At 33.9% G+C, this 11,466-nt stretch carries 12 protein-coding genes and 1 pseudogene; 6 read left to right on the top strand and 7 right to left on the bottom strand.

Going from position 1 to position 11,466, the window contains the following annotated elements; all coding sequences use genetic code 11:
- A partial coding sequence (locus AOG54_RS06295) for a homocitrate synthase/isopropylmalate synthase family protein (protein WP_055032541.1) occupies nt 1-803 on the top strand: 803 nt, incomplete at its 5' end.
- Here AOG54_RS06295 and AOG54_RS06290 read toward each other — a convergent pair.
- The 3 genes from AOG54_RS06290 to AOG54_RS06280 all read right to left on the bottom strand — a co-directional run bounded on the left by AOG54_RS06290 (nt 780) and on the right by AOG54_RS06280 (nt 3,631).
- Entirely contained in the window at nt 780-2,135 is a 1,356-nt protein-coding gene (locus AOG54_RS06290) for a hypothetical protein (RefSeq protein ID WP_048102103.1), read from the bottom strand. The two genes, AOG54_RS06295 and AOG54_RS06290, sit on opposite strands and share 24 nt — an antisense overlap.
- Nucleotides 2,125-2,835 (bottom strand): ABC transporter ATP-binding protein, encoded by a 711-nt coding sequence (locus AOG54_RS06285; protein ID WP_048102104.1) that lies wholly within the window; start codon nt 2,833-2,835, stop codon nt 2,125-2,127. Before AOG54_RS06285 ends, AOG54_RS06290 begins: the two co-directional genes overlap by 11 nt.
- A gap of 82 nt (nt 2,836-2,917) precedes the next feature.
- On the bottom strand, nt 2,918-3,631 hold the full coding sequence (locus AOG54_RS06280) for a hypothetical protein (protein ID WP_048102105.1): 714 nt from the start codon (nt 3,629-3,631) through the stop codon (nt 2,918-2,920).
- 71 nt (nt 3,632-3,702) lie between these two features.
- Here AOG54_RS06280 and AOG54_RS06275 point away from each other — a divergent pair, with 71 nt between their 5' ends.
- The 4 genes from AOG54_RS06275 (at nt 3,703) to AOG54_RS06260 (ending at nt 6,045) form a co-directional block, all read left to right on the top strand.
- Nucleotides 3,703-4,281, top strand: coding sequence for a CBS domain-containing protein (locus AOG54_RS06275; protein ID WP_048102106.1), 579 nt, complete (start codon nt 3,703-3,705; stop codon nt 4,279-4,281).
- Complete coding sequence (locus tag AOG54_RS06270) at nt 4,274-4,831, top strand: CDP-2,3-bis-(O-geranylgeranyl)-sn-glycerol synthase (protein WP_048102107.1); 558 nt, start codon at nt 4,274-4,276, stop codon at nt 4,829-4,831. The genes AOG54_RS06275 and AOG54_RS06270 overlap by 8 nt, the downstream gene beginning before the upstream one ends.
- Complete coding sequence (gene pth2, locus AOG54_RS06265) at nt 4,825-5,175, top strand: peptidyl-tRNA hydrolase Pth2 (protein WP_048102108.1); 351 nt, start codon at nt 4,825-4,827, stop codon at nt 5,173-5,175. The genes AOG54_RS06270 and pth2 overlap by 7 nt, the downstream gene beginning before the upstream one ends.
- A 177-nt stretch (nt 5,176-5,352) precedes the next feature.
- Entirely contained in the window at nt 5,353-6,045 is a 693-nt protein-coding gene (locus AOG54_RS06260) for a class I SAM-dependent methyltransferase (protein WP_048102109.1), read from the top strand.
- A 48-nt stretch (nt 6,046-6,093) separates the two neighbouring features.
- Here AOG54_RS06260 and AOG54_RS06255 read toward each other — a convergent pair whose 3' ends face one another.
- The 3 genes from AOG54_RS06255 to AOG54_RS06245 form a co-directional block, all read right to left on the bottom strand.
- Nucleotides 6,094-7,239 carry a PLP-dependent transferase gene (locus AOG54_RS06255; protein ID WP_048102110.1) on the bottom strand — a complete coding sequence of 382 codons (1,146 nt, stop codon included), beginning with the start codon at nt 7,237-7,239 and terminating at the stop codon, nt 6,094-6,096.
- Between the two features lie 47 nt (nt 7,240-7,286).
- Nucleotides 7,287-8,474, bottom strand: coding sequence for an MFS transporter (locus tag AOG54_RS06250; protein WP_048102111.1), 1,188 nt, complete (start codon nt 8,472-8,474; stop codon nt 7,287-7,289).
- Between the two features lie 302 nt (nt 8,475-8,776).
- Nucleotides 8,777-9,766: a VIT1/CCC1 transporter family protein gene (locus tag AOG54_RS06245; RefSeq protein ID WP_048102112.1), complete on the bottom strand. Its 990-nt coding sequence runs from the start codon at nt 9,764-9,766 to the stop codon at nt 8,777-8,779.
- 157 nt (nt 9,767-9,923) lie between these two features.
- Here AOG54_RS06245 and AOG54_RS06240 point away from each other — a divergent pair, with 157 nt between their 5' ends.
- Nucleotides 9,924-11,276 carry an acetyl ornithine aminotransferase family protein gene (locus AOG54_RS06240; protein WP_054964524.1) on the top strand — a complete coding sequence of 451 codons (1,353 nt, stop codon included), beginning with the start codon at nt 9,924-9,926 and terminating at the stop codon, nt 11,274-11,276.
- Here the strand turns inward: AOG54_RS06240 and AOG54_RS09950 are convergent.
- Nucleotides 11,271-11,466, bottom strand: a pseudogene (locus AOG54_RS09950) (hypothetical protein); the annotation flags it as partial. The gene AOG54_RS06240 and the pseudogene AOG54_RS09950 sit on opposite strands and share 6 nt — an antisense overlap.

Below are 11,466 nucleotides of genomic sequence, written 5' to 3'. Positions count from 1 at the left end.
AATACAAAACAAATAAAACAAGATCTGAGGCACTGGACATAATTTATGATGCGGTCAAATATGCATCATCATATGGCATAAAGGTTAGGTTCACTGCTGAGGACGCAAGCAGGGCCGATATTAATTTTCTCCGTGACGTTATTGTAACCGCCAGGGATGCAGGTGCGGATAGAATATCACTTGCCGATACACTTGGTATACTTACGCCTGAAAGTACAGAACGCCTTTTTAAATCAGTTTCTGATATAAAAAATGTTGAATACGATATCCATGCACACAATGATATGGGCATGGCAGTATCAAACAGCTATACTGCAGCACTTAACGGTGCAACAATAATACACAGCACAATTAATGGTCTTGGGGAGCGTGTTGGCATAACTCCCACACAGGTGATTGCCGCCATGCTAAAATATCATATGAACATTGATGTGATTAATTTAAAAATGCTCATGGAAATATCACGGCAGGTGGAGGATTACACAGGTATATCAATGCCACCAAATTATCCTGTAACTGGGGATTTTGCATTTACACATAAATCAGGCGTTCATGTACAGGGAATAATAAAAAACTCATCAACATATGAATTTTTAAGTCCTGAAATTTTTGGCAGAACGCGCAGATTTACAATAGATAAATATTCTGGAAAGCACGCAATAAAGGAAAAACTTGCAAACATGGGCATAAATGTTGGTGACGACGATATAAATTACATATTAAACGAAATTAAAAGCACAAACAGGCCATATAATGATGATGATTTAATGTCTATGGCATTAAATAAAACCTCTTTCAAATAATTTTAATGCAGCAGATCTCCATAAATTCTTATTTAATAATATGTAAATGCCAGATGCAAAAAGTATTGATGATGATATTATGACTGCGTAAAATGACAGTAATATAAATAAATTGATAATAATGAATGGTATTATTAAAACCATGTAAACTGAATTTTTTATGCTATTTCTGATCTGAATAAATTCAGGGTCCTTTATCTGCCTTGGGTTTGTTCTCATAAGGACAAGGACCCCAATAATTATCATTGATGGAATATTGAATAATATTATTATGGTTACATAATAATAAATACCTCCAATAAATATATATTCCAGTAAAAATATAACTGCACTTGGAATCATTATTGTGTAATACCTTAAAACCTTACCAAGCAAAAAATACCTCATATAAACTGCAGGATCGACCGAGTTAAATGAAAGCCATCCCCTCTCATACATAAAGGTATTCTGGATCATCGAAATTGAAAATATGGTTAAATAGAGAATAAAAAGTATCATAATAAATTCCGATAAAAAACCCTTATCTGGAATTTTTATGAAAAAATAGAATATTAACATGGCAATAATTACACCGGGAGGAATAAATATGAACATATTGTAATTTTTTACAATCCCTCCCCTCATGTATACCATATAATACGATTTTTTTAATATGGACATGCATCCTTTTTTAGAATAAAATCCGATATTATCGGATTCCAGGCTTTTACCCGATATTGAAAGGTCTGAATAGTTCTCCAGGCCTTTAATGGAAAAGTACATGGCAATTATCATGGAGGCGATTATAATCAATGTCCCTGAATATATATGCCCAAAAATAAATCCTAATGGGCCGTAACCAAAAATTGCAGTTGAGGCAATGTATAATATAATAATGGACGCAATTAAAATTTTATATTTTTGCATTGAAATTGAAATTAATTCAGATGCCACGGCAAAAAAAGAAAAAATCACGGTATCAGTCATTGCAATAGCCTTGCCATAAATTCCTGAAACAGTATAAACTGAAAAAGGAAGCAAAAAAATAAGCAACATCATACCTGAAACAATATAATATGATATAAAGATGGCCAAAGCGAAATCTGTTTTTTTTATTGGTGAAACATAAAGAAAATCTATATCAGATTTCATAAGAGGTATCCTGCTGGGTCTGCTAAATAATAATATAAATATTGCAGAGATTAGAATATATACATATCTGTATTCAGGGAGATAAAAATTTATGCCTGTAATTGAACTTATAATGGAAACATATATCATAATTATAATTAAAAGCATGAAAAATACTGTAAATCTTGTTGAAAGTATTAATTTTATGACCTTACCCAACATTTAACATCAGCCTTTCCACTATTGTTTCTATACTTTCATTTTCTCCTGCCATACTCTCAAGCTCTGGCATTGTCCCCTCCCATTTTATTCTTCCATTATTAATTATTATTACCTTTCCTGACAGCCTCCTTGCAATTTCCATGATATGCGTTGAAATTACCATTGTTGCATTTAATCCATTTAAAAGATCACCCACCTTTCTCTGTGTGGGTATATCAAGATAATTTAACGGTTCATCCAGCAAAAGTATTTTTGGATTATGTATTACTGCCAGTGCAATTGATAATTTCTGCCTGTTACCCCTGGATAATGTTAAAACCCTCTTCTTTCTGTATTCATATATCTCCAGATAATCTAATAAATAATTAATTCTTTCCTCCAGATTTTCGACACCGCGTATCGAGCCTATGTATTCAAGATTTGAAATTACGCTTAAATTTGGGTACGGGTATGCATCCTCAGGTAAATATCCTATGTATTTTTTTGCCTCTGATGTTAATGGATCCAGACCGTTTATTTTAACGCATCCGGAGTCAGGTTTCAATATGCCTGTTAAAATTTTAAGCAGTGTACTTTTTCCGGCACCATTAGGGCCCAGAATTGAAACCCGTTCGCCCCCGTTTATATTTAAATTTATACTGTCAAGGGCTGTAAAATTTTTGAAAGTTTTTGAAATATTTTTTGCGGTAATGTCATACATATTTTAAAATAAACGCAAGGTTTTATTAATTTTTTCTTATTAAATGGTGAGATAAATCGTGTAAACTCACTAAGATAAATCTCTATTTTTTTAATTGATTATTATTTAAATTCCCCTTTTGCATGAAATATGCAATGCTTATCCCTGCTATGTATAATATTCCAAGAAAAATAATGTATTTATCCGCCATGGCATAAATGTAATATACATATAATGTAAATGCACTTACATTGACAGGGCCAATGCTTTCCATGTACAGTTTCTTGCTTATATTAAAATAAACAGTGTAGAGTCCGGGTGGCAGTTTAATATGATAGTATGTTAACCTGTAACTTCCAATGGTTTCATGTTCTCCAGACGAATAATTATAAATTTTGTTATAATTACTCGATACAATATTAATGTACGAAGAATTTATATTACCAGTGTAATTTGTTTTTACAGTGATATTATAATATCCAGATGTCTGTGTAAATGGACTTATTATTGTTTCCATATATGTCTGGTTTTCACTGGTTGTTGTTACACCACTGGAATGATAAAAATCAGTTGAATATATGCCGGCAACCACAAGAAGCATGATTATGAGGACTATTAATCCACCAAAAAATCGTGGTTTAAATCTGTAAATTCCAGAATAATGCATCAAAATGAATATTACCACAGGTATTGCAAATACAAGAATTATGGCCTCAGGTACGTAAAGCGCCATTACAAAAATTAATATGGATATTACTGTTGATATTACTGGAACAAGTATCTTGCCGTGTTTTTTTAAAAATTCCTGTGATCTCATTTTATGATTATTTTTTGGTATTATATATTGTTAAGCAATAATTATTAATAGTAATTTTATATTGCAAAATTATGCTTCCCAGTATTGAGGAATTAAGGAAAATGAGAAAATCCCTTGGCATAAGCCAGAAGGAGCTGGCAAGAATAAGCGGGGTAAGCCAGTCTTACATAGCACGTCTGGAAAAGGGAGAAATAAATCCGGCATATGACAAGGTTAGAAAAATTTTTGAATATCTGAATGCCTCCGGTAATAAGGCAAGGGAGATAGACCTTAAGGCAGAAATCATCATGACAAAAAATGTTGTTACATGTGAAATGAACGATTCAATTATCACCGCATTAAACAAAATGAGGGAGAAAGGATTCTCTCAGCTACCGGTTGTTACCTCTGATAGAAGAATTATAGGTACAATTACTGAGTCGGATATAAACGATATGCTAATAAAGGGAACATCCATTGAATCTTTAAAGCACCTTACAGTTAGAAAGGTCATGGGTGCAGTACTCCCACAGCTTGATAAGGACAGTCCCATATCAATGATTTACCCGCTTTTAAAGTATTCAAATGCTGTTCTTATTGTGGATGGCACCGAACTAAAAGGTATTATAACAAAGGCCGATATACTAAAGGCGGTTGAAACATATGGGTAATATTGTACTGTTTGTATTATACTCCATAATTCTTTTTCTGCCGGCATACATTGCAAATCCCGGGGCCGTAATTACCGGTGGGCATATTAAAATAGACATGGGCAAAACATTTCATGGGAAGCGCATACTTGGTGATGGGAAAACATGGTCTGGTTTCATTGGTGGGTCATTAATAGGTGTTGTCTCTGGTATTATAATATATTATATAACATTACTAATTCATGTTCCATACGGAACCTATGGGGCCAATCTTGTTTCCACAGTTCTGGTTCTCATACCAATGAGTTTTGGTTCCCTGCTTGGTGATTTAACCGGGTCATTCATAAAAAGAAGGATAGGGTTGAAGAGTGGTGCCAGGGGATCAATACTTGATCAGTGGCCATTTGTGCTGGTCTCATTTCTTATGATATACATTTTTGCGAGACCATTTTTTCTAAAATTTTATGGTAATTTTATAGCAATTATAGTGCTTTTAATTATTACACCGCCAATACACAGGGGAGTTAACATACTGGCTTATAAATTTAAAATGAAGGATGTACCATGGTAAAGATGGTTATAGCTGTTAGAAAGGACCTTGAAATGGGCAAGGGTAAAATAGCTGCACAGGTTGCCCATGCTGCGGTTTCATGTGCATTAATCTCCATGAAAAAAAATAAAAAAATATTTAGCGAATGGCTTTCTGAGGGGCAAAAGAAGGTGGTTATCAAGGTGGATGGCCTGCAGGAAATATATAAACTAAATGAAATCTGCAGGGATGCCGGGATTATAACACAGATTATCACAGACGCAGGGTATACCCAGATAATGCCAGGTACAGTGACATGTATTGGCATAGGCCCGGATGAGGATGAAATTCTGGATAAAATTACCGGGGCCTACCATCTGCTTTAACCATCTTTTTTTGATAAAATATTTTTTTAAAAAAGCAAATATTTTTATTCACATAAATTATATAATTATGTGATTTTAAAAAATTTATCAAAAATCTATTATGTAATGGTTTGTGTGAAGAGGCCGTTTAGCGTTCTTCTATTTTTATTAAAATATCGCACTAACCCTTTGTATTACATGGATATAACTTTTAAAAATAATGTTAAAATAGAAAACACAACACCTGGTATGGCATGGTCTTTAATAACATATTATTACTGGGCAGGAAAATTACATTTGTTTTCAGATGAAGATATAATGGACCTGGCCAGCACTGGCAGTGAAATATCCAAAAAACTTGTTGAAAATCTTGGAACAAATACCGGTTATTTCAGAAGTATACAGGGAAAGGATGCTTTATTATACATGCTGATTAGAACGTACAGGCCAGAAATATGCGTGGAAACAGGGATATCGGCAGGTTTCTCAACATATTATATTCTCAAAGCCCTTGAAAAAAATGGCAGTGGAACACTTATAAGTATTGATATCAAGGATGAGGTAACAATGGCTAATAAAAAATTTATGGCAGGCTGGCTGGTCCCTGATAACCTGAAAAACAGATGGCAAAAGGTTATAGAAAGCTCCGATATTGCCCTTACAGCAATATCCTTAAAAATAGATTTTTTTGTTCATGATTCAATGCACTCCGAGGAATATATGTTAAGGGAATATCTGTGGGCAATGGAACACCTGAATATTAATGGAATTCTGGCATCAGACGATATTGACTGGAATGATGCATGGAAAAAATTTATAAGACAGCATAATAATTTTAAGGAAATGATAAAAACCCCAACTTTTGGTGTGGCAATAAAAAAATACAACTAATTTTAAAATTTATTAGGATTAAATAATTTATTAAACTGTGCAAATAAATTATATTTTTTCAAGGGCATTTTTAAAATCATCTATTAAATCCTCAGAATCCTCTATACCAACAGAAAGCCTTACAAGGTTATCCGTTATGCCTGATGCTGCCCTTTCCTCAGGAGACATTGCCTTATGCGTGCCCTCAACAGGTATCGATATAAGGCTTTCAACACCACCAAGACTAACCGCGTATTTTGGTATTTTTAAATTTTTAATTAATTTATGTGAATTTTCTATTCCGCCCTTAACCTTAAATGATATCATACCACCGAATCCCTTTAAATTTTTCTCGGCTATTTTATGGTATTCATTATCCCTTAATCCAGGATAATACACCTTTTCAATTTTTTGAGAGTCATTAAGAACCTGCGCAAGCTCCATGGCATTTTTATTATGCCTTTCCATTCTTATGCCAAGCGTTTTAAGCCCACGATAAGCAAGATAGGCCTGAAATGCGTCGGGTGTGCCACCAAATGTTTTTCTGGAGAAGGCAAATTCATCATAATATCTGTTAAATCCTGCAAGGCCAATAAGAAGGTCAGAATGGCCTGATATGTATTTTGTTCCACTATGCAAAACAAGATCTGCCCCCATTGAAACCGGGTTTTGATTATAAGGTGTGGCAAATGTGGCATCCGTGGCAATTCTTATTCCCATTTCATGACATATTTTTGATAAATTTATTAGATCAGGAACCTCAAGTAGAGGATTTGTTATTGATTCAATATATAGTAATTTATAATTTTTATTTTTTAAATTTCCACTATTCAGGTCTTCCACGGTTGTAAAATCAACGTTTATATTGTATTTTGGCAACACATTTGAAAAGAACTCAAAGGTCTGGCCATAAAGCTCATTTATTGTAAGTAGTGAATCACCTGATTTTATCATGGCCATTACACTTGATGTTATTGCAGACATTCCAGAGGAAAATGCCAGTGCGTGTTCAGTATTTTCCAAATCCGCGTATTTCCTCTCAAATGATTCAACTGTTGGATTCCCCCATCGTGAATATATGTAATCTCCTGAAACACCATTATCATTGAATTCAAATGTGGAGTTTTCAAAAACTGGAGTAACAACATTACCCACACCATCTATGGTCATATCACCGGAATGCACACATTTTGAATTAAAACCCTTATTCACCATAAATAACCATATCTGTATTTAAATATTAAACTTTGTATATATCAAATTTAAATTTTCACCGGTTCTAATTTTCTTTGGATGTTTAAGAAGGCAAGTATGATTATACCAGCCGCAATTGAAACAATACCAGCATAAGCATATGAGAATTCAGGGCTTATTTCATACAGGAAACCCATAATAAGATTTGCAATAAAATATCCAACTGATCTTGAAGAGGATAGAATTCCCATGCCGGCACCAAGCTTTGATGCATCCACAGATTTTGATATTATTGATGGTTCATATGTCTCAACTATGCCAAACGCCACAGATGCAATTATAATTGAAATATAAAATCCTGGCAGGCCGAGGCCATAAATTAGAGTTATTACAATTCCAAGTGTACCGGCACCTGAAAGTATGTAACCAAATATGGCAAGTGAGGAAATTTGACTTTTAATATTTACCCTGCTGAGTATGTATCCTGTCAGTGAGGAAAAACCCAGAAATATTCCATATGATACAATACCGGAGATAATTTTAAGGCTCTGGCTGTAATCCGCATTCTGTGCAACGGTTATTATTGGAAATCCCATGCTGTAGGATCCAAATCCAAAAAGTGAGGTGGCTATTATTATACCATAAAAAATATATTTGTTATTTTCCAGAACTGTTTTTTTATTGCTTTTTTTTAGAGGCAGGTGTTTATTTGATTTAATCGATGCCAGTATTAATGTGGAAATTATTATTGGAAAAATGGAGAATAAGAATAAATATTTGTATGTAAAATTTAAAAGTATTAATATAACAAGAATCAAAATTGAAATTATACCACCGCCAACATCAAGGCTGTGAAGTATCCCAAATGATGATGTCCTCTCATTTTCTTCTGTATTCTCTGCCAGAAACGCCCTCCTTGCCGGGGACCTTAAATTTCTCATCCACCATCCTGTGGAAAAAAGTCCAACAGATATTAATGGTATATATGTAAACCCTGTGAATGATAAAAATGGTATCAGGCTGTTCCCTGCAACTGCCACATTCTTGCTCCCATATCTGTCGCTTAATTTACCACCTAAATAGGAAAATAATGATCCAAATCCAAAAATTAATGCCTCAGCAATACCGAAATATATAAAATTTAATTTCAGCACAAAGACTAGATATACTGGCAGAAGGGCCATTGCCCCCTGATACCCCATATCAGCAAACATCGCGGAGAGACCAACAAAATATGCAATTCTTGGTGCCTTCATTACTTGGACACTATTTATAAATATATATTAAACTTTTTCAATATGAAAGCATTGAGAAGCATGAAAAATATTTATGAAAGGAATAAAAATTGGAGTATTCAGAACATATAAGGGAATTCTTATACATGCAGATTTAATGCATTATATAATATAATTAAAATTGCAGCCACTGAGACATTTGTCAGAATAGATTTATTGGGGTTTATACAGGAAGGTTAATCATCAAAGAGATGATAAGTTCCAAAGTTGTGTGTTAACATGGTTAACAGAAAATAATTTATGTATCATTTATTAATTATTCATTATAAAAGTGAAATATGAAATATTATGTGAAAAATTTCTCCTGCAATAAATGTTATGCCTGCCGCACCAAGTGCAAGCAATGATGCCCTGACAGCGGTTTTTAATATGGGTGTGTTTAAAGACAAAGCAACAACGGCGTTTGCAAATCCCTGTGTTAATCCCACCGCAATAATGGATACAAGAATTGCAGCATATTTACTAAGAAAAACAAATGGGAGTATTGGAATGGCCGCACCCACTATATATGATATTGCAGTGTTTAGTGCAGAGTTTGATGCCTCCTTGGAATAATTTTCAATTAAATCATCTATTTTCCTGCTCTTTGAAAAAATATGCTTTCTATTAAGCATGGATATTTTATATTCAGATTCAGACTTCTGTGCCAGATAAGAACCCAAGGTCATGCTGAATGTTCCACTAATTCCAACAACAAAACCGCTTAATGCTATGTAAATATTATTTGATATAATTGCTGTAAGACCTGCAAGTGTGGCAAGTATCTCAACCAGGCCATCACTCATGCCATATAAAAAATCCCTGCTCTTTTGAATGGTTTTCTCCTCAATTGATATTTTCCCGGCAAATATATCCTCATGCTCCATTTCCTGTGTGATTAGGTCCCTTACCTTTTTTTTGTAATCCTCATTGCCCTTATAGGAATCTATATATTCCTTATATTTCCTAACAGAGGCGTATTCACCATGCTCAAGCAGATTTATTATTAAATTCCTTCCTATTATAAACCTTACAATTTTAAGCCCAAAATATTTTAATTTTCTATATGTTATTTTGTTTATATCTATGCCTGGTTTCTTTTTTAATTCATTCCCCCAGAAATTTGCATGCTCCTTTTCTGTTTCAGCAAGGTGCTCTAAATTTTTTTTCATTTCCGGGTCTGCTATTTTATTATGAAGGTATGTATAGAATACCATATCTGTAAGTTCATCTCTTAAAAAGCGTTTTTGGTATTTCCAGTCCTCAGATGCCATCCGATTAATATTATGGAATTTTATATATAATTTTACAAAATTAGGATAACCTTATAAAAAATAAATAAAATTTTCAACAAGTAAAAATTGCAGGAAATTAGAGGATTTATAATATTCCATTAAAAAAGTTTTTAAAGATAGGTAAATTATATAAATCATGGAAGAGAATAAAATGTTAAAAAAAATTGTTATTAATACAGAACTGCCAGGTCCAAAGGCTAGGGAGATCATAAATATGGACTCTAAATTTCTGGCAACATCCACGAAATCATTACCAGTTGTGGCCTGCAGGGCCAGTGATTGTTATATTGAGGATGTTGATGGCAACGTATTTTTAGATTTTTCAAGTGGAATAAGCACATCAAACATTGGGTACTCAAACAGCCACCTTATTTCCGCGGTTGAGGATCAGATGCATAAAATGTGGCACTTTGCAGGTACTGATTTTTATTATAAAATTCAGGTTGATGCTGCGGAGGCCCTAATAAATGTTATGCCAGGTTCAAGGGATAAAAAGGTATTTTTTACAAATTCTGGAACCGAGAGCAATGAGGCCTCAATAAAATTTGCTAAAAGTTTTACCAAACGGCCTCAATTTATAGGATTCATTGGTGGTTTCCATGGAAGAACCATGGGGTCCCTGGCATTTACTGCCTCAAAGGCCACACACCATGAATATTTTTATCCTGAAATGCCTGGTGTGCACCACATACCATTTGCAGATCCATATAGAAATCCATTTGGAATAGATGGTTATGAAGACCCTGAAAATCTAACAGGTGCTGTGGTGGATTACCTCAAGGATTATGTTCTTGACAGATATGTACCTGCAGAAAGTGTTGCGGGTATTTTGGCAGAACCAATTCAGGGTGAGGGCGGTTACATAGTGCCACCAAAATATTTCCATAAAAGAATGATGGAACTCGCACATGAGTATGGCATGCTTTATATAATGGATGAGGTACAAACAGGCTTTGGAAGAACAGGTTACTTCTTTGCATCTGAATATTTTGGTATTGACCCTGATATTATGTCGCTTGCAAAATCCATAGCATCCGGAATACCAATGGGGGCATCAATTGTAAAATCAAAATATGATTTTGAAAAGTCAGGATTGCATTCAAATACATTTGGTGGCAATATGCTGGCCTGTGCTGCAAGCATAGCAACAATAGATGAAATAAAATCAAAGAAAATGGTTGAGAATTCAAATAAAATGGGTTTCTATTTAAATAAGAGGTTAAGGGAATTGCAGGAAAAATATCCAAGCATAGGGGATGTCCGCGGCCTTGGATTAATGCAGGCCATTGACTTTGTTATGGATGCAAAAAGCAAAAAATACAATAAAAAATTAAGAGATAATGTTATAGAATCCTCTTTTAAAAAGGGTCTTATACTTCTCGGTGCCGGAGAGAGTGCAATAAGGTTCATACCACCATTGATTATTAGAGAGGAACAGATAAATGATGCCATGGAAATACTTGATAATTCGATAAAAGAAAATTTATGAATTTAAATAATCAATAAGTTTTATTAAGGGCAGACCTTTATGCCATTTTAATATAAAATTACCATTTTTTGTTATTTCCTGCTTTGGAAGCAGTTCATACAGCCCGCGCATTCTGCCCGTGTAATTTTTATCGGATTCTATTGAGAAAAATCTCCATGGGTCTCCCTTTACCCCCTTTAATCTGTATGCA

Source organism: Acidiplasma aeolicum, assembly GCF_001402945.1.
GTDB classification, from domain to species: Archaea; Thermoplasmatota; Thermoplasmata; order Thermoplasmatales; family Thermoplasmataceae; genus Acidiplasma; species Acidiplasma aeolicum.
Note: the sequence above shows the minus strand (reverse complement) of the source record. Positions and strands in the feature narration are given on the sequence as shown.